Origin of the sequence: Millionella massiliensis, assembly GCF_900104655.1 — a bacterium.
In the GTDB taxonomy this organism is placed as follows: Bacteria; Bacteroidota; Bacteroidia; order Bacteroidales; family Rikenellaceae; genus Rikenella; species Rikenella massiliensis.
On the sequence record NZ_FNWD01000002.1, the window covers coordinates 73,307 to 92,765 of the forward strand.

Sequence of the window (19,459 nt, forward strand, 5' to 3'; positions counted from 1 at the left end):
AGTTCCAACCGGGCAACAGGGCGTCCTCCCCAATCGAAAACAAGAACCGAATTTGGTTTCTCGACGTCTCCGAAATCGTCGTTGCACTGGTCGAGCCACAGGGCATAAACATAGTTTGAATCACCGCATACGGATGCGAAATAGGTCCGCCGAGGTTCTGCGATACATTGTTCCGGCAGCAATATCCGATTGATAAACAAGGTAGTGAATCCGAGCGAATCGATCGGTCGGAAATCGACCTGAGGAAAGGAGAATGCTACGGAAACGACGGTTCTTTTCTGAGGGGTTGTACGCACAAAGATTCTGCGTTATTTCCTGTAACGTTTGTGGAGCCAATCCGGGGTCGAAATTCATCGTTTCAGGAAAGTACGATATTCGTCTGCTGACCGGATTGTATCGAAACATCGGACAACGATCCGATTCGACTGTACCGACCAACAGAGTATCGCAGACGTAAAACAAGTTTCGGACATCCGGGATTTCCCCGGTAAGGAGATCATATTTTTGTTCTATTATGGTACGACCGGCCCGGAGGGTAGAGTCGATATTGACCTGCACGAATTCTGCTTTGATCCGGTCGTGTATCCAGACCCTGGTTTGTTGGTCTTCACAGCTCCATTGCCCATAATATGCCGGGGCCATCATTTCGGTCGGCCCTTTGCCGGATGTACCGAAAAGGCCAACTTTCCGGGGAATGGAATCCAGCGTGTACACAACGAACTGACGCTCTCTTTTTCTCAGTGTCCCAATCAGGTATTTGCCTGCGCAAGAGAGTTCGAGCAAACCGTAATCGGAGTCAAAAGCGAAGCATGTGTCACCGTTCGGCAAAGCAATCGTTCGTGGAAATTCCGATATGACCCGGTAGTCGGAATTGATCTCTTGTCGTCCGCAGGAGACCAGGGTTGTCATCAGAATGAGGCAGGCACCTATAATTTTGGGGGTAGAAAAATGGAGATTCATAATGGCCTGATTCGGTTTATGTACCGTCGAAGAGTATAGCGCATAACAACGCGGTGGCTCTGAATTAAAGATTTTATGTCTAAAATATGGAATCTAAATCGTAATAATCTATCCGATCCGGCGCATCGAGATCTATCGCGTACAACCGCTTGTGTTTTTCAGAAATAGCGTAGGCAAGGCGCTTGTATTGTCGTTGGAGAACAATTCTGTTGCGTAACCCATTTTTCCAATCCCACACCAGTATTTGAGGTGTGTAATTACCCGCGAAAATCTGCTGGTTGGACATACCATCGTAGAAACTTAGAAAGAAAAAAGATTTCGTCTGATAGGATCGACCGGTAAACAACGGACATGTACCTGCCCGATACGATTCGTAATCGGGCCCATCGACCGGATAAGACAAAAAATGCATCTCTTCCAACAGCTCTCCCTGGGGCGAATATTTCCGGATTAAATTCCGGTTGTTGTAAAAGCTATAGATCGTATCCCCGCCGATTTGAGCGACATTGGTTTTAAACTCCATGATAAAACGCTGCTGATCGTCATACGGCGATTCCGGATAAGTGCCGCATTCGGTAATCTGTCCATCTTTATAGATCAAGTGCTCGGCACCGCTACCGTCGGTATATCCGTTCATAAAAAAGTGATTGTCGCCAATTTTTGTCAAACCGTTCACTGCATCGTAAATTGCGATCGGAGATTGACGTACAACCTGCAGGTGACCGTCCTTGATCTGAAACTCTTTTTCTGTCCCGTTGTCCATTACGCAAAATCCGGAATCGCAAGGCTGTATATATTGCCCGAACAGATGCATCACTTCGTTCGGACCTTTCCCCTTTGTTCCGCATGCAAACAGGAAATCGAAATTCTTGGCGTCGAAACAGCGGAATATGCCAGTGTGCCTTTTGCCTTCTTCGATAATCAGATAGTCCCCTTGCGTAAAAATGCAATCAGGTGCCCACAACGCGCTGTCCAACGGATAACTCTGTGCCTTGAGTTCAATGCTCGGAACATGATCCAGATCTATCGAGGCCTGTTTTACCGTAACTTCCCGACTACATCCTATGCAAATAAAAACTAATAAACTGCTTATGGCAATACAGGTTTTCATGGCTCTCGATTAAAAAAAGGGACGCTTGGTTGCTGTGCCGCAATCATTCCATAGGACTATTTCCTGCATTCGGCACGAATAGTCCATTCAGTTTTTATTCATGCCGGTCGAATATTCCGCGTAATCGTATGTGTTACTTTCTGTCAGCAAACACTAAACCAAAGTGCCTCACTTCATGATTAATTTGATAAGAACATAGTCTCCGTTCTCAATTCGTTGTTCGATGGTTTCCGATGCTCTCGGCCATCCATGTTCCACCATGTAATAATAGACTTCCGAGACCTGAAAATCCGTATATAAATTTCCATCCTCGTCGCAGCATAACACGGAAATGAAATCATTTCCCGCATTATATCCCTTATATGTTTTTCCGCTCGATCTATGATATAAATAACTGTATGTATTTTCCCGTTCCTGTATCTCTCCGATAATGTATTTCGGAGTAACGATCGGCGGACTTGCAACGTAGGCGTAGTCCTGACACGCTTGCCAATGAGATCGATGCTGAGCAGGAATCGTCATGGAACCGAATTCAAATTGCAATACGTGGGGAACGGAATCCGGACAGGCTTTCTGAAACAGGGCAGCGGTATCGACCATCAATGTGTGGAACGATATTTCATCTCCTTGTCGAAATGATGTGATATGTTCGACGGAGCAGTCTTCGGAGGTGAAAGGAAACAATCTGTTTTTTATCTCCAGTTTATCATCGGTAATCAAGATCCTGCTTTGTCTGGTCGAATCCGTTACGTCGATGGGAGAAAGATCCTGGGAGAACACGAAATCGCCGGTTTCGAAACAGGCTACATCGGTCGCCCAGAATGGCATATGCTTGTAAGTAACATACCTGCCGTCGTTGATATCGTATAATAACAATCGATGGGTATTGTTATCGAGCACATAAACATATCGGTCATCAACGGTGAAGTTTCTCATTTGAATATATTCTCCGGGCCCTCGCCCCGATTTCCGACCTGATAAAGAAATTCTCCCGCAGTATTATACACCAGTACCTGATTCCTGGCGTGATAATCAAAGATAAAAATTTTCTCGCCACTGACGACCGCCTTATCCACAACGCGGAATAAGCCGGATGGGTGCGATTCTAACGGTATGTAAACAACTGAATCTACGAATTGATCAAAATAGCAATCGGATATGTCCTCCCACTGGATAACTCCCGAAACAGGGTATTCGTTCCCTGTAGTTCGATTCTCCGAATTGCCCTTACAGGAGACAAAAACGATGGATAGAATAATCAACCATGAAAGCAAAATGTATTTCATAATCCAATGCGTATTGAAATTTATAAATATTGCAGGGATGGGAGATCTCTGCAATAAATGTAGTATAGTTCGGCTCGAGTGTGAAAGGTACTTGTGAAGTGGCTACATTCCCATGCTCTTCTGACAGTATTTGCAGATGCTGTATAATTTTTACCATTGACAACCTGCCGGGTCCTGTATGGAACCTCCGTAAAGAGACCCTTTTTGCCGATTTCTAATAGCGGCCGATATTTCGATATTGGCCAGTGTCAAATCGGATTCCGGCTACTTTTGATGTGCGGTGGGACATGTGTTGGTCAGCAAACTTCGCCTGCTGCCAGTATGATTTTAGTAAACTTTTTTAGGGAGATAAATTTTAAATGTTAATACTAAGTTTCATAGATCGGTCCATCTTGGATTTCTATGCCGTAAAATTGTGATTATTATCTGACAAAACAAATTTATCGTGCTTTTTATTAAAAATATATTAAATTTTATCGGTGCAAACTAATGTGTCAGTCGGATATTTGTAATCCGAATCGTATATATTAGTCCGGCAGCGTACCTCCATTCTCGACCAGCCGGGCGATTGTGGATTTGTACAGTTCCCACATCTTCGGATTCCCGATAGGTGAGCCGACCAATATCACCTGGTTATCCCGATCCAGTAGAAAAGTATGGAACCGATAATCCGGAGGAACTTTATTAACCTCGGCGAATTGTTTTTGCGTATCTTCCAGAATGGCAATTCGTTTTTTGAGCAGCGATATATGCGATTGCTCTACAATCGCATGCATCTTTTCCAACTCTGCAGGGTGCGCCACAAACCAAATGTGTATCGAATCGGATCCGGACATGTATAATTCGCTCAACTTCACGCTCCATTCCGGCAACTGGAGTGAGCATGGCCCACATTCGTCTTTACCAATATAAACGACAATTTTCGGTTGTTTCGCTGTAGGTTGGGGAAATTGAATTTTAGAGTGCACAAATTGCGACAAAACGACCGAATCGTTTTTGTGCGCAGAACCGCAAGCGGTTGCCAGCAGCACTGCGCACAATCCCCAAAATATGTTATAATGCATCGTTTTTCAAATGATAGACAACCAAAAAGACTTGTCCGTTTTCGAGTGCAGGCAGTATTTTGGACATACGATCTTCACCCAAAGAAGCGACAAATTTGTCTTTCATATCGTAACTGAGCCATGAAACGATGGCCGTCGAGTCTTTTGCTGCCCGATTGGACGGCAAGGCCGGAATCCCCTTTCCTGTAGGATCGATATAGATTTGCCGATTTTGCGGATTATAGAGAAAAACGAGTAGTTTATTGCGATTCATGGCAGTACCTGTCAAGAAAGGGCCTACCGGAAAAACGGTCGAAGAAAGGCGATTGTAATTATTTTCCTTTAAGTTCACCTCCAAACGTAATTGCTGAGGCATGGCATATTTTCCGAAATCCCAGAAAAGAGCTTCTCGAATATTTCCACGGCGGTCGAAAACGATAAGCGTATCATTACAATAACGATTGAGTATCATTGTCGAATCGGATTCAGTAATCGGTGCCGCGTAGGAGGCTCGGGACGATTGCTGGTGATACATAAAATAATTATGAAGATGAAGGCCTTTTGCATCAGTTTTCCACAACTCCACCGTGTTATCGATCGGTTCTTCTTGATATAAAGGATGATAAAACATGAAGCCGTCGGACAGCCAGACCGCCTGGCTTGCATCCTTCGTATTCATTTTAACTTCACTGATATACGTACCTGTGGTATCGTACATGATAAGCTTGGCTCCGATCCGATCGAGTAACAATAAAGTATCTGCTTTGAACGATACGCTTTGCAATGCGACATATTCTCCCGGACCACGCCCTTTTCTTCCGAAGGATCGAATGAAATTGCCTTTGTCGTCGAAAGCCAACAATTTGTTCGATCCATACCGATCTAAAATGTAGTAACGATGGTCTCGATACGTGATTTGATCTACAGTCGCAAAGGCAGCTTCAGAGATGTTTTCCAAAGGAATTAATTCGATGTTCTCGATGTAGTTCGATAATGGTCTCAGCGAATCCACGTCCCATCGTATGGTAGTGACCGGGACAGTATTCGTTCCAGGAGGGGCCTGTCTCTTTTGGCAGGCAAAGAATCCCGCTGTGCAACCGAGTGCTAATAATAGGGTATTAAATTTCATAGAGCCATTCGTTGAAAATGATGAAGTAAGCTGCTGTTGAGACAGCTTACTTCTCTAATCGGTTCTTATTTAAGCAGACATGAGATCGGAATGCACCGCGTACCCGGATCTGTTCCCATACAATGAACATGGATGGAATTACAGCGAGCACATGAAACATTCACTCCCGGCCCGTTCGCCCAATTTTCCGTTTCCATCCCGCCTGCTGCCAACGCTTCGATATTGGCGAGTGTGAGGTCGGACATTTGTTGTTCTGGTTGTTGCGCTCTGAGGTAGTTCGTTACTGCCCCTGCGCCGATCAGCAAGGCTCCGCCTGCCGCCAGCATGATTTTAGTAAACTTTTTCATGGTGAAAAAATTTAAATGTTAATACTAAGTTTTATAGATCAGTCCATTTTTGGATTTCTCTACCGTGAAGTTACGATTATTGTCTGATAAAACAAAATTATCACACTTTTTTGTTAAAAATATATTTTTTAAATTTTATTAGTGCAATCTAATGTGCAGGGAATATATGTAATCCGAATCGTATATATTAGTCCGGCAATGTACCCTCCATTCTCAATTGGGGGTACGTGGACTTACATGCTGTGGTTTATGGAAGCTTTTAAAATGATAAAGAGCCTTGTAATTCTGCTGAATTACAAGGCTCTTTGTTGTTTTTTCAATGTCGTGTGGAGCTGGAGGGAATCGAACCCTCGTCCAAACGAGGAACCCCAAAGCTTTCTACATGCTTAGTCTCCGCTTGATTGTCGGGAAAAAACCAGGAGGAAGACACCCGAGTCAATTCCGTATTCCGTTGAGTTTCGCCGTTCGGTCCGGACGCCCGAATGGCTATCTTTTATTTGAATGATACCCATTGCCGAACGGGGCTAAAAGCGGTCCCCCTCCGACGGGTACTCGTCGGCCCGATTCCTTGACCGGGCGGATTAAGGTAATTTTACTTGGTAAAATTACGCAGCGAGTGCGTAGCTATTATTGCCATTTGTAGTTTGAAAGTTCCGATTTACGAGGTCCCTTACAACCCTCGGCATGCTTACTTCAAGACTCAAACCCGCTGTCAAAACCGGTCAGCCCCATATGTATGTAGTAAGAGTCGGGCTCCGCATCGGGGGTACGCCATGGCAAAGGGAGCGTACCGTCGCGGACGAATCCGACGCCGCAAAGGTAATAATTCCCGTGGAGCTTTGCAATGTAACAGAAGGGTATTCCGAGCAGAGTACTGAAATACGATCTGTTTTCAAAGGTTGAAAGCTGTGGGGTGAGGATGAGGCGCTGTACGATAAAAGAAGCAGTGGATGTCATCCACTGCTTTCATGTGTTTCGATGTTTTTCGGAAAGGTTGGTGTCAGAGTTGTTCGGGGTCGAGCTCGGTCAGGTAGCCCTCTTCCAGCAGCCAGGTGCGGCCGGGATATTGACGCACGTTGGCGATGTTGTGGGTCGAGATAATCACGGTACACCCCTCGTCGGCAATGCTGCGGAACAGCTCCATCACCTCTTGTGTAGCGTTGGGGTCGAGGTTGGCGGTCGGTTCGTCGGCCAGTATGATTTGCGGGCTGTTCAGCAGCGCACGGGCGATGCCGCTGCGTTGGCGCTCGCCGCCCGATAGCTGATGGGGGTAGGAGTGGGCCTTGTGTTCCATGCCGGTCAGGTGGAGCACCTCCCAGATCCGGTGGTCGATCGCTGCCGCATCGCGCCAGTCGGTGGCACGCAGGACAAATTCGAGGTTTTGATAGACCGTGCAGTCGTCGAGCAGCGTGGCCTCCTGAAAGACGATGCCCAGGTGGCGGCGCAGGTAGGGAACCTGTTTGCGGGTCAGCTGGTGGAGGGCGTAGCCGGCGATTTGGCCCCGGCCCACCAGCAGTGGAAGTTCGCCGTAGAGGGTTTTCAGCAGGCTGCTTTTGCCGCTGCCGATGCGTCCGACCAGGTAGATCAGCTCGCCGGGATAGGCGTATAGATTCACGTCCCGAAGCACTTCGCGTCGGGGATTCTTCTGAAAAATCACAGCGTCAGTAAGCTGTAACGAAGGGGTGTCCTGCATCATAGTGTGTGGCAAAGATAGTGGATCGGGGGAAATACTTTCACGCGTGCGTCGATCCGGCGACATCACGCGTACGTCGATCCGGCTACGGGGGGCGGGGGGGGCTGAACCGGGAAACTTCCGTGCGGGATGCAGTGTCCGATTCCCTCCTCTCACGATGTAGTGAATCAAACTCAGCCGGCCGCCCCGTCCGGATGTGTGGCGTACTCCTTGGCCAGCCCCCCTTCTGCAGTCTCTTTGTAGAGGCTCGGCAGGTCGTGGCCCGTCTGGCGCATCACGTCGACCACGCGGTCAAAGCTGACGCGGTGTTTCCCGTCGGAGTAGGTGGCGTAGATGTTGGAGTCCAGCGCACGTGCCGCGGCGTAGGCGTTACGTTCGATGCAGGGGATCTGAACCAGGCCGCAGATGGGGTCGCACGTCAGCCCCAGGTGGTGCTCGAGCCCCATTTCAGCGGCGTATTCGATCTGTGCGGGGGTTCCGCCGAAGAGCTGGCACGAGGCGGCGGCAGCCATGGCACAGGCAACCCCCCCTTCGCCCTGGCACCCGACTTCGGCTCCCGATACCGAGGCGTTGTGTTTCACGACGTTGCCGAACAGACCGGCCGTGGCCAACGCCCGCAGCATACGGGGCTTGATGAATTCACGGGTCTGTTGCAGGTGGAACAGTACGGCGGGCAGTACGCCCGACGAGCCGCAGGTCGGTGCGGTGACGATCTCGCCCCCGGCGGCGTTCTCCTCCGAGGTGGCCAGTGCGTAGGCGTAGACCAGTCCGCGGCTGCGCATCGCCTCGGAGTATCCTTTCGAGCGGATGAAGTAGTCGCTGGCCTTGCGGCGCACGCCCAACCCGCCGGGCAGCACCCCTTCGGTCTCGAGGCCGCGCCGGATGCCGGCCTGCATGACGTTCCATACGCGGTCGAGGTAGTCCCATATTTCGGGCCCTTCGCACTGCTCGACGTACTCCCAGTAGGAGCATCCGGTCTTGTCGCACCAGGCCTGAATCTCGGTGATGGTGCTCATGTCGTAGATCATTTCGGGTTGTCGGGCCGCGGTCTGTTCGTTGGCCAGCGAGCCGCCGCCGATGCTGTAGATCCGCCAGCTCTCGCGGGGCTGCTCCTCGTCGCCGAAGAAACTCTCGAACTGCATGCCGTTCGGGTGGAACGGCAGAAAAATGTCGGACCGCCAGTGAATCACGGTGGGAGCGGCGGGCTCCAGCACCTCCAGAATGGCCTTGTCGGTGAGGTGGCCCCGGCCGGTGGCGGCCAGGCTGCCGTACAGGGTGACTTCATAACGGGCGGCGCCACGATTGCGCTCCAGAAACTCTTCGGCCGCACGACGCGGACCCATCGTGTGGCTGCTGGAGGGGCCGTGGCCGATGCGGTAGATGCCTTTGATCGATTCCATACGATTCTGCTTTGGGTTCCCAAAGATACGTTTTTTCCGTTTGCGGATTTTGAAAAAGGATATATCTTTGTCCCCGGCAATGGTTCGCCCGAGGCGCCTCCCGTTTGCGGAGTCGCCGGCGATCAAAAGGGAACCGGGTGAAAGTCCCGGACAGTCCCGCTGCTGTGAGCCCCGCCGGAGCGTGTCTCCGGTCGAAAGGGTGTCGGACACTTCTTTGCTTCAGGCCACTGTTCGTGCGCTGCAACCTCGGTCGAGGGAGAGCAGCGCGGAAGAATGGGAAGGCGACGTCCGATCAGACCCGGGGGCGAGTCAGAAGACCTGCCTTGCCATTGAATGTTGTCCGCTTTCGGGGATTTGAAGCTGGAGAACGCCCGTGACGAACTCTTCTTACATTTCGAACCTGTCCACGCCCGTATGTTGAAACGGGTTGTGCGATGTGCGCGGACAACAACCCCGTCGAGAGTCGAATCCCGTGTGTTTCGACCCCCGCTGCGGTGGATGTGACACCAGTATGAATTTACACATAAAGGAAAACGATGAAAAAAATCAACTTGTTGTGGGCCCTTTCGGCCGCTGTGCTGCTGTTCAGTTGTAAAAAAAATGACGGTCCCGAAGTGCCGCCGCCCTACGAACCGACCCAAACCATTGGGTATTACGTGCTCAACGAAGGCTCGATCGGCGGACATAACGCCACGCTGGGCTATTACGACGTCAAAACCCGAACCTTTACGCCCGACTATTTCGGCCAGAAGAATCCCGATGTCGAACTCGGTGACCTGCCCAACGATATGGTGGTTTACGGCTCGAAAGCCTATGTGACCACTACGTACGGCAACCAGGTGGTTGTGCTGAATGCCTGGACCGGTGTCGTGGAGAAGACGCTCGAAGTCAATGGCGCCCGTTCGCTGGCTGTCAATGACGGCAAAGTGTACGTATCTTCGTACCGCGGCGAGGTCGTGCGTATCGACACCACCACGCTCACCATTACCGGTACGGCTGCTGTCAACGGTGAATATTGCGAAGGGATCGCCGTGCTGAAAGACAAGATTTACGTGGCCAACGACGCCGTCAAAGGCGGTGCACAGGGGCAGGGAAATACCGTTTCGGTGATCGACATTGCCACCTTCACCGAAGAGGCTCAGATCACGACCCCGACCAACCCGGTCGGTCTGGTAGCCAACGGCGATTACCTCTACCTGACCACCTCGGGCGAGTATGACGACAGCTGGAACATGGTGGTCGATGCTCAACTGCACCGCATCGATCCGGCCCAGAAGAAGGTCGTTTACACCTTCCCCGATGTGGCCGCCAGCAAGATGGCCGTTCTGGATGATTATATCTACACCGTGCACTTCAGCTACATGACCTTTACCGGCTCGTCCAAGAAGATCAACCTGTCGACCAACGCTGTGAGCGATTTCCTTTCCGAGGCTCCGTCGTTCTCGATCTACAACGTCTGCACGAACCCCATGACCGACGAAATCTTCATCATCAACTCGGGCTACACCGGAACGAGCACCATTGACAGCTACGACGCAAACGGTACGCTCAAGTATCAGATGACCGATCAGGCTCAGGGACCCTATGTCAGCAAGGTGATTCCGGTCAACATTTAAAAATAAAAACTTTTGTAGTGTAAGGTTTTTATTCGTGGTGCCCGGTCGGAAACGGCCGGGTTGGGCGCGGGGTGGTGGTTCTCCCTGTGCCCTTCTTTTTTAGTAGGGGTGCCCTGTCCGTGGTGAAATGTGGCAGGGCAACCGGTCGGAGTTCGGCCCGAAATGAGTAAATTTGTCTCCGACTAACCCAAATCCACACACCGATGGCAAACAAAACCCTGTTGCTGCCGGCCCTGGTGGCTTTGTGTCTGGCGGGAGGTGCCGCCGCACAAGGCTTCGACAAAGCCGGTAAACCCGTGATTCGGTCCGAGTATCGTCCCAAGGGCGAAATGTACCACGACGGATGGATCGACTTCAACAAAAACGGGAAGAAAGATATCTACGAAGATCCCACCCAACCCATTGACGACCGCATCGAGGACCTGCTCGGGCAGATGAACCTCGACGAGAAGACCGCCCAGATGGCGACCCTCTACGGGTATGGCCGCGTGCTGACTGACCGGCTTCCGACGCCCGAGTGGAAAACCGAACGTATCTGGAAAGACGGTATCGGTGCCATCGACGAACACCTGAACGGCTATCCGGCCGGGGGTAAGAATGCCCGCGAAAACAATCCCTGGGTATGGCCCGCTTCGAACCATACGTGGGCCATCAACGAAGTGCAGCGTTTTTTTGTCGAAGAGACCCGCCTCGGTATTCCGGCCGATTTTACGGACGAGGGGCTGCGCGGGGTGGAGAGCTACCGGGCGACCAATTTCCCGACCCAGCTCGGTGTCGGCCACACTTGGAACCGCGAACTGGTGCGCAAGATGGGCGAGATCGAAGGGCGCGAAGCGCGTGCCCTGGGCTACACTAATATCTATTCGCCGATTCTCGACGTGGGGCGCGACCAGCGTTGGGGCCGCTACGAAGAGGTCTACGGCGAGTCGCCCTATCTGGTGGCCGAACTCGGTATCCAGATGGTGCGCGGCATCCAGTCGCAGGGCGTGGCCGCCACCGCCAAACACTTTGTCGGCTACAGCAACGGCAAAGGGGCGCGTGAAGGCATGGCCCGAAACAACCCCCAGATGTCGCTGCGCGAGATGGAGCAGATTCACGTCTATCCCTTCGGGCGGGTGGTGAGCGAAGCCGGTCTGCTGGGGATCATGAGCTCTTACAACGACTTCGACGGCGAACCCATCCAGGGCAGCTATCACTGGCTGACCGAGGTGCTCCGGGGACGTTACGGTTTCCGGGGGTACGTCGTTTCCGACAGCGATGCCGTGGAGTACCTCTACAGCAAACACTTCACGGCCGCCGACATGAAAGAGGCCGTGCGGCAGGCCATTGAGGCGGGGCTGAACGTCCGCTGTACGTTCCGCTCGCCCGATTCGTTCATCGTGCCGCTGCGCGAGCTCGTTCGCGAGGGTGCCCTCAGCGAAGATGTAGTCGACAGCCGGGTGCGCGACATTCTTCGGGTGAAGTTCCTCTGCGGACTGTTCGACAACCCCTATAAAAACGACCTGAAGGCTGCCGATGCCGAGGTCTGCAAGGCTGAAAACGAAGCGGTCGCCAAACAAATCTCGCTCGAATCCATCGTACTGCTCAAGAACGATGCGGCGACGCTTCCGCTCAGTCGGGACAGCGTGCGCCGGATTGCCGTGATCGGCCCGAACGCCACGGCCACCGATTTCGTGACGGCACGTTACGGCCCCAATGCCGTCGAACCGATCAGTGTGCTGGACGGTATTCGTGCCGCGGCCGGCGATGCCGAGGTGTCGTATGCCAAGGGGTGTGAACTGGTGGACGACAACTGGCCCGACTCCGAACTGATGGATTATCCGCTGACGCAGACCGAAAAGGACAGCATCGCGCGGGCTTACGAGGTGGCCTCGCAGGCCGATGCGGTGGTGTTGGTGCTGGGCGGTGGAACGCGCACCTGCGGCGAGAACAAGTCGCGGTCGAGCCTCGACCTGCCCGGACGTCAGCAGCAACTGCTCGAAGCGATCACGCCGCTCAAGGAACAGGGCAAGAAGGTGGTGCTGGTGCTCATCAACGGCCGTCCGCTGTCGATCAACTGGGCCGACCGTTACGTGCCGGCTATCGTGGAGGCGTGGTATCCCGGGCGTCAGGGCGGCGCGGCGGTGGCCGAAGTGCTGTTCGGCGACTACAACCCCGGCGGCAAACTGACCGTCACCTTCCCGCGCAGCGTGGGGCAGATCCCGTTCAATTTCCCGACCCTGCCGTCGGCTCAGAGCGATTCGTGGGGCGCCAACGGCCCGAAGAGCCATCGCGCCCGGGTCAACGGAGCGCTGTATCCGTTCGGGTACGGGCTGAGCTATACGACGTTCGAGTACAGCGACCTGCAACTTTCCGATACGGTCATTACGCCGCATCAGGGGCTGACCGTGTCGTGCACGGTGACCAACACCGGCAAGCGTGCCGGCGACGAGGTGGCGCAGCTCTATCTGCACGATAAGGTGTCGTCGGTAATGGCCTACGAAAAGGTGCTGCGCGGATTCGAACGGGTACACCTCGAACCGGGCGAAAGCCGGCGTGTCGAGTTCCGGCTGGTGCCGCGTGACCTCCAGATCCTCGATATCCACTACAATTGGACGGTCGAACCGGGTGACTTTACGGTGATGGTCGGGGCCTCGTCAGAAGACATCAAACTGCGGCGAGACTTTACGGTCGTCGAACCGGACCGTCTGCTGGAGATGCGCTCCGACGAACGGAAAAACTCGCTGGCGTCGAAAGTCTCGGCCAGCACGGCTGGCGACGCAGCCTTCCATACGGTGGACGGAAATCCCGGTACCGTGTGGGAAGGGGGGCGTAATCAGTATATTACGTATGAACTGCGCAGCGGGTCGATTCCGACGCAGATCGGCATCGCCTGGGACGAGGGGGCGCCGGTCGAGTTCGAAATCCAGCTTTCGAGCGGAGGCGGTCTGTTCGTTCCGGTGTGGCGTGGCAAGAGTCGGCTCAACAACGGCACGATGGAGACCTATACGTTCGACGGTGCTACGTCGAGCGACCTGCGTATCCTGATTCTGAGCGAGAAGGGACGAATCAAAGAGGTGAAACTCGATGAGTTGTAATCGTCCCGGGACTTGTTGATATGAATTCGGGGGTTTCTGCACAACAGGCAGAAGCCCCCGAATGCGTTTCGGAGAGGTTTTTCTTCGGGAAACTCCGCGCCTGCGGCCGGTGATTCCGGCTGAGAGGCGTGGGCGTTGTCCTCTGATGTGTGGCTGTTGGCCCTCTCCGGACATTGCTCCAAATTGTCCGGCCCGGTTTCTGTCACGAGTTGCGAGGCGGAACAGTGGTGGGGAGGCACTTAAAGCGGCTTACGGTCGAAGAAGGGGCTTTTGCCGGTGGCGCTGACGGGGATGGCCAGAATGGCGCGGCATCCGGGCAGCAGATCCAGTGCCAGCGCTCCGACGCCGGCCGAGAAGAGTACTCGGCAGTCGGCCCGGTGGTCGGCGGCTACCGATACGGCCGATCCGACCGCAATGCCGAGGTCGTTGGTGTTGAAGGCACAGGGGGCTGCCGGAGCCTGTGCCGTTTTGTCGGCGCAGGTGGCGAAGCCGCACCAGCCGCAGTTCAGTCCGAGCGTCTCGTAGCGGCTGCCGATCAACACCACGGCGCCGGCCTGGCGCAGGTTACCGGCGTCGCGGGTAAAAAAGGCGCGTCCCGGCTGGCTGCTCATCTCTTCGAGTTTGTCGGCCAGCCGGTCGATGTCCGTGCCGGTGATCATGGCGATCTCGAGGTTGTCGACACCGCGGGCCTTGGGGGCTGTGCGGGCGGCGTTCATCATCAGGGCAGCGATGTGCCGTAGGGTTTCGTTGCGTGTATCGGTCTGTTTTTCGATCATGGTGGCAGGCGGTTAGGTTTTATGAATTTTACGAATCCAAATTTACCAAAAATTCGATTACTGCAGTTGGAATCTGACCGGAATCAGAACGTTCATTTCGACCGCCTCTCCTTCCCGTGTGGCCGGGGTCCATTCCTTCAGTAGGCGAACAACCCGCAGCGCCTCGGCATCGAGCAGCGGATCGACACTTCTCTGAACGGTGGCCGCGGTCATGGCGCCGTTTCGGTCGATGGTGGCCGAGACATAGACGGTGCCCTGTATGTTGCGGCGGATGGCTTCGTCCGGATAGACGATGGCCGCGAAAATGGCGCGGAACATCGCTTCGCGTCCCTCGTGGTATTCGGGGGGTGTCACCCCCTCCGGGTCGCCTCCCAGCGGTCGGTAAACGCCGTCATGCCCTTTGCGGAGCAGCGAATAGTGGAACTCGCCGGCTTCGTTGCGGTGAAATACGACGACGCGGGCGGCGACGCTCTGATCCTGGCGTGGAGTGTAGAGCACGACACGGTCGGCGTCGTTTCCGGTCCAAAGTATTTCGACGAACTCACCGGCGGATTTGTTCTCGATCTCTTGCTGACGGGCAGCGAATTTACGGGGCGTCAGACCGGGATGGGTGCGCGCGTAGTCGTAGAACGCGTGTTCGATGATTCCGCCCGCCAGCAGCTGTTGGGGAAGTTGTTGGTCGCCCCGGAAGAAGGCCAGATTGGCCTGCTGGAACAGGCGTGCATCCAGGTGGGGGTAGCTCAGATGAAGGTAACCAGGGCCGAAGGCAGCCAGTCGGACGGGTTGGTCGCCCAAGTATAAGGTCTTTCCCGTGTCGTTGGCGGTGAAGGTGGCATAATCGTATTCGGCAGGGGTGACCAGCTCGATTTCGATCATTCCGGAGGCGATGTCCCGAAAGGTCCGGCTGCTGTCCCGGAAGTGAAAGCGGAAGTCGTGGCAGGTCCACCCACCGTTGGTGGTGGTGCGGAAGTAAGCCTGTTCGTAGTCGTCGGTCAGCAGGATGGGGTGCCCCTCGTCGTCCTGAAAGGCGTAGGTGATGCGCATCATGGTGTTGCCCAAAGGGCTCAGTGTGGAGGTCTGCAGTCCCTCCATCTTGGGATTGGAGGGACGGTAGGGAAAGAGGCCCGTGAAACCGGCGGTTTGGATGTTCTCCTCCTCCAGGCCGGGAATTGCGGGGTAGCGGCTGACCAGATGCAGACAGTGGGCGGTCTCTTCGTCATCATCCGGCTCGATGATGTACAGACTGTCGCAGAAGGCGCGGGTGAGTATCGTGTCCGGGTGCGACGCGGGGCCGAATCGCAGCCAGGGCAGCAGGGTGCTGTCGAAGGGCGAACCTTCGGCGGTCAGCTCTTTGGAGGGGCAGGACGATGAACTGACCAGATAGTTGAGGTATTCCAAAGAGGCCCGTTTGGCCTGTTTCAGTTGTCGGCCCGAGGGCTTGGGGAGCGGAGGGTAGTCGGTCGGGGTGGTTTGTCCGATGAGCAGTTGCGGCCCGGCGGCCAGCAACAGGATGAGCAGAAGGGGGTGTTTCATGTCGGTGCGGGGCGAAAATGGCTGGGGATTCGAAACAATGGGCGTGAGGACTTACGTATCCGGTGGTCTCATAAAGTGACGCGGGAACGGCGTTAAGCCCAGTCAGGGACAATGCTGCGGGAGCGGCAGGGAGCTACGAGGAATAGGGACTGATGGTTGTATCGGAGCTTCGTTGTTGCGGTGCATGGGGCAGGCCAACGACGAGGTGCAGGTACAAAAAGGGCCGCCGCAGCGTCGTGTATCGTGCGGCGGCCGGTGTCGTGCGGGTGAAATCAGATGGCGTCTTTCTTGGCGTATTCCGAAAATTCGCAACCGTAGGTCTCGGCCAGATAGTTGTCGAGTTCGTCGGCTTTCAGGGCCAGTCCGGTGAGGTTCTTTTTGATCTGGTCGGCCTGGTCGGAGAAGATGTCCGAAATGTGGATGCGGTAGGCGATGTAGATTTGGTTGCCTTCGATCCCCATTTTGTAGGGCCGCAGGTCTTCGCTCACCAGATAGGTCAGGATGGGCTCGAGGTTCTTTTTCGGCAGCAGGTTGATGGGCGAGGTGCAGAACAGGTAGGTACGCTGGTAGACGAAAAGCCGGATTTCGGAACTTCCCTTGTGGAATTTCCACGCCTCCTGTCCGACGCGGGCCAGTATGGGGTTGACGCCCATGTCGGCGATGGCCTCTTCGCAGAAGATGGCCAGGTCGGTCAGGGCACGCTCCTGAAAGACGTTTGCGGGCAGTTTGCTGCCGCACGAGGGACAGTACTCCTCGTCGTCGGCAATCAGTTCGTCGCAGCTGTCGCACTGGAGGTGGAATCGGCCGGTATCCAGATCGCCGATGCTTTCGAGCACCTTTTGCAGGGTGGCCACGGGAATCCCGAAGCCCATGTTGTCGGCATCGGTGAACTTGCTGACGGTCACGGCGATCAGTTCGCCGCGGTCGTTGAACATCGGGCCGCCGCTGTTGCCGGGGTTCACGGCGGCGTCGGTCTGGATGTAGTAGCTGTTGTCCATCAGCTGGCGCGGCGAGGAGACGGTGCCTTCGGTGACGGTGAAGGGCATCCCGAACGGGTAGCCGGCCACGTTGATGCGTTGGCCGATGGTCACTTCGCCGGCTTCGGGCAGCCGGATTTCAGGCACGGCCGAAAAGTCGCCTTCGGCCGAAAGCAGTGCCAGGTCGGCTGCCGGGTTGACCAGCACGACGTGGGCCAGATAGGCGTTGCGCTCGTTGTCCTGAATGGCGACGGTGTGGAAGCCTTCGACGACGTGGTAGTTGGTGACGAACAGGTTGTGGGGCTTCAGGTAGAAGCAACTGCCGGACCCGCCGGCATGGTTCACTTTATAGACGGCTTGATAGATATTGTTCTGTTCCATGGCTGTGTGCGCTGTTATTTGTTTTCCTCTTCGTCTTTGGCCGGGGCATTGGTCCCCATCATGGTGGCCATCATGTTCTGGATATTCTTCATGTATTCGCCCATGTCGATGCCCTGCATGGCCTGCGCCATCTGGGCCTGAATGGCCTGAGCCTGGGCCATGGCAGCCTGCTGCATCTGTTGGGCCTGGGCCATGGCGGCTTGCATGTCGATCCCGGCGAAGGGGTCGATCGCATCAGGGGCGTCGTCGTCATCCGCGTCGAGTTCGCCTTCCATGATCTTTTCCATGGCGGCATGCAGAATCGGGGCGGCCTTGTCCCACGGCATGGCCGAGGTCTGTTGCAGCGCTTTGGCCACGATGGCGTTGACGTCGTCCTGCACGTTGTTGTAGTAGTACATCTCGTAGAACTTGTAGATGATCATCACGCAGCAGGCCATCGGATCGTCGGCGTTCAGGGCGGCCGTGGCATTGTCGAAGGTGCGTTCGAAGTTATCCTGAATGTTTTTGAGGTTGGAACGGCGCTTGTCCGAAACGAAGGTCTCGACGAAATAGAGGTCCTGGGCCAGCTGTTCGGGGCTGATCGACGCGATCTGCTGCAGGGCGGCCTTGCCGCGGGCGATCACCTCCTGAATCGGAATGTCTTCCCGGTCGTGTTCGCTGATGGCCTTGTCGAGCTCGTTGAGCAACTGCCCCTGGGGGTGGGCCGAGTAGACGATCTCGAGCAGGCCGCTGGCAATCACGTTCCACGCGTAGCCGAATTTTCGTTCGCTCTCGAACCCTTTGACGGCGTCGAGGCACTCGGTGCAGGTCTGTTGGATCTCGTTGTAGATACGTTCGACGGTCTCGGCGTCGTAGGGGCGCACCTCTGGTTCGTAGATACGCTGGGCTCCGAATTTGGTGGCGAACTCATCGTCGTAGCGGTCGCCGGTGCTGCAGATGTCGTAGAGCACGTCGTAGACTTTGGCCGGGTGGCTCAACGCCAGCGGGCAGTCGTACAGGAAATGGAACTGGCCCTCGCGCAACATGATGCAGGGCAGGTCGAGCACGTTGGTGTTGAGGCTGGCGATCTGGCGGAGCAGCGGGATACGTCCCTTCTCGGGCAGTGCCAGGAAGGGGGCGTCGATCTCCAGCCGGTCGCCGGCCACGCGGATGCCGACGATGATCGAACCGTGGGGTATCTTGAACTCGGTCCCCTCCGGATTGCCGTATTTGGCCCGAAGTTCGGGATTGATGTGGTCGAGCAGGGCGTGGAGGGCGGGTATGTACTCGCCGTTGTCGAAGAGTTCGATGCTGCGATCGAAGGCTTCGGGGTCCATCTGGCTTGCGGTGGAGGCCAGCGTGGGGGTGTGGTAGGTGAGGGTCTGTTTCATTACGGTGTTTTTGTGGGTTAGTTTCGCGCGCTGCGGAGCTGGCGGAAATGTCGTTCGGATGAGAGTTGCGGCTTAGTATTGGCCTTCGTACACGGTAAAGCGTTTGCCCAGTTTGTCGCGGATGATGCGCAGGGCGGTCTTCTTGTCGGCCACGCGTTCCAGCACGGGGAAGTTGGCGGCCGGCATGCCCGGTGCTTTCCGTCGGGTGACGTGCAACTCGATATTGGCAAAGAAAGATGCAAAAATTTTCTTAATAATCAAAGTAACGTAGCTGCGGTAGGTGATGACGCCGGTCAGTTCGGCGCGGTCGATCTCCTCCCAGGCCAGCTTTTCAGTCATGAAGGGGTAGAAACCGGGGATCGTCATCCGTTCGTCGTCGAAGGTCGCCTTGCTCGTAAAGGCGCAGTAAAGGGTGGCCAGTCCGTAGAGGATCAGCACGCCGCACAGAATCCAGTAGTACAGGCTCCAGTTTCCGGCGAATTCGTTGCTCGGGGCGGTGAGGAAGAGGATGACCGATATGCCCCACGCTACGACCGTTTGCAGCAGGTAGAAGTTGCGGTTGACGGGCAGAACGTAACGTTCCTGGGGCGTGAGTTGAAGGTTTTCGGAGGCTTGGAGAAGTTTTTCGATTTTTCCCATGGTTGCTTTGGTGTTTGGCGTTAGTGAATAGAAAATATGTGTCGGGTTGTTTGGTCCGGGACAGGGCATGCGGAGAGCGGAACGGTCGCCGTGAGCCGGTAGGGCTTCGCGGGCTGTTCGG

Annotated in this window: 14 protein-coding genes, 1 other RNA gene, 1 pseudogene and 1 riboswitch; of the genes and pseudogenes, 2 read left to right on the plus strand and 14 right to left on the minus strand. The window is 54.8% G+C overall.

Annotated elements, in window-relative coordinates; genetic code table 11:
• Positions 1-120 precede the first annotated feature (120 nt).
• The 9 genes and pseudogenes from BQ5379_RS00280 to BQ5379_RS00325 all read right to left on the minus strand — a co-directional run bounded on the left by BQ5379_RS00280 (position 121) and on the right by BQ5379_RS00325 (position 8,969).
• Positions 121-960: a hypothetical protein gene (locus tag BQ5379_RS00280; RefSeq protein WP_143039344.1), complete on the minus strand. Its 840-nt coding sequence runs from the start codon at positions 958-960 to the stop codon at positions 121-123.
• Between the two features lie 79 nt (positions 961-1,039).
• Positions 1,040-2,071, minus strand: a complete 1,032-nt coding sequence (locus BQ5379_RS00285; RefSeq protein WP_071133590.1) for a hypothetical protein — start codon at positions 2,069-2,071, stop codon at positions 1,040-1,042.
• Positions 2,072-2,239: 168 nt separating this feature from the next.
• Positions 2,240-3,357: pseudogene (locus BQ5379_RS00290) on the minus strand (6-bladed beta-propeller).
• A gap of 527 nt (positions 3,358-3,884) precedes the next feature.
• The gene (locus tag BQ5379_RS11295) at positions 3,885-4,421 is read right to left on the minus strand and encodes a hypothetical protein (RefSeq protein ID WP_071133593.1); all 537 of its coding nucleotides are present in this window, start codon (positions 4,419-4,421) and stop codon (positions 3,885-3,887) included.
• Positions 4,411-5,529 carry a 6-bladed beta-propeller gene (locus BQ5379_RS00305; RefSeq protein ID WP_083377491.1) on the minus strand — a complete coding sequence of 373 codons (1,119 nt, stop codon included), beginning with the start codon at positions 5,527-5,529 and terminating at the stop codon, positions 4,411-4,413. Before BQ5379_RS00305 ends, BQ5379_RS11295 begins: the two co-directional genes overlap by 11 nt.
• A gap of 65 nt (positions 5,530-5,594) precedes the next feature.
• Positions 5,595-5,876 (minus strand): NVEALA domain-containing protein, encoded by a 282-nt coding sequence (locus BQ5379_RS00310; protein WP_083377492.1) that lies wholly within the window; start codon positions 5,874-5,876, stop codon positions 5,595-5,597.
• 324 nt (positions 5,877-6,200) lie between these two features.
• Positions 6,201-6,606, minus strand: a transfer-messenger RNA (tmRNA) gene (ssrA, locus tag BQ5379_RS00315).
• A 270-nt stretch (positions 6,607-6,876) separates the two neighbouring features.
• Positions 6,877-7,572, minus strand: a complete 696-nt coding sequence (locus tag BQ5379_RS00320) for a cell division ATP-binding protein FtsE (protein ID WP_235846010.1) — start codon at positions 7,570-7,572, stop codon at positions 6,877-6,879.
• A gap of 170 nt (positions 7,573-7,742) precedes the next feature.
• A complete protein-coding gene (locus tag BQ5379_RS00325) occupies positions 7,743-8,969 on the minus strand; it encodes an L-serine ammonia-lyase, iron-sulfur-dependent, subunit alpha (protein ID WP_071133596.1) in 1,227 nt (408 codons plus the stop codon).
• Between the two features lie 62 nt (positions 8,970-9,031).
• Positions 9,032-9,309, plus strand: a riboswitch (cobalamin riboswitch).
• Between the two features lie 196 nt (positions 9,310-9,505).
• On the opposite strand from BQ5379_RS00325, the gene BQ5379_RS00330 reads away from it, so the two are divergent.
• Positions 9,506-10,585: a YncE family protein gene (locus tag BQ5379_RS00330; RefSeq protein WP_071133597.1), complete on the plus strand. Its 1,080-nt coding sequence runs from the start codon at positions 9,506-9,508 to the stop codon at positions 10,583-10,585.
• A 203-nt stretch (positions 10,586-10,788) separates the two neighbouring features.
• Positions 10,789-13,662 (plus strand): glycoside hydrolase family 3 N-terminal domain-containing protein, encoded by a 2,874-nt coding sequence (locus tag BQ5379_RS00335; RefSeq protein ID WP_083377493.1) that lies wholly within the window; start codon positions 10,789-10,791, stop codon positions 13,660-13,662.
• Positions 13,663-13,901: 239 nt separating this feature from the next.
• Here the strand turns inward: BQ5379_RS00335 and BQ5379_RS00340 are convergent, their stop codons facing one another.
• The 5 genes from BQ5379_RS00340 to BQ5379_RS00360 form a co-directional block, all read right to left on the minus strand.
• Positions 13,902-14,438, minus strand: coding sequence for a ferredoxin domain-containing protein (locus tag BQ5379_RS00340; protein ID WP_071133598.1), 537 nt, complete (start codon positions 14,436-14,438; stop codon positions 13,902-13,904).
• Positions 14,439-14,495: 57 nt separating this feature from the next.
• Positions 14,496-15,971 (minus strand): energy transducer TonB, encoded by a 1,476-nt coding sequence (locus BQ5379_RS00345; RefSeq protein ID WP_071133599.1) that lies wholly within the window; start codon positions 15,969-15,971, stop codon positions 14,496-14,498.
• A 272-nt stretch (positions 15,972-16,243) separates the two neighbouring features.
• Positions 16,244-17,329: a trypsin-like peptidase domain-containing protein gene (locus BQ5379_RS00350; RefSeq protein WP_071133600.1), complete on the minus strand. Its 1,086-nt coding sequence runs from the start codon at positions 17,327-17,329 to the stop codon at positions 16,244-16,246.
• Between the two features lie 14 nt (positions 17,330-17,343).
• Positions 17,344-18,699 (minus strand): hypothetical protein, encoded by a 1,356-nt coding sequence (locus tag BQ5379_RS00355; RefSeq protein ID WP_071133601.1) that lies wholly within the window; start codon positions 18,697-18,699, stop codon positions 17,344-17,346.
• 72 nt (positions 18,700-18,771) lie between these two features.
• Positions 18,772-19,338 carry a hypothetical protein gene (locus BQ5379_RS00360; protein ID WP_071133602.1) on the minus strand — a complete coding sequence of 189 codons (567 nt, stop codon included), beginning with the start codon at positions 19,336-19,338 and terminating at the stop codon, positions 18,772-18,774.
• Between the last annotated feature and the right edge of the window lie 121 nt (positions 19,339-19,459).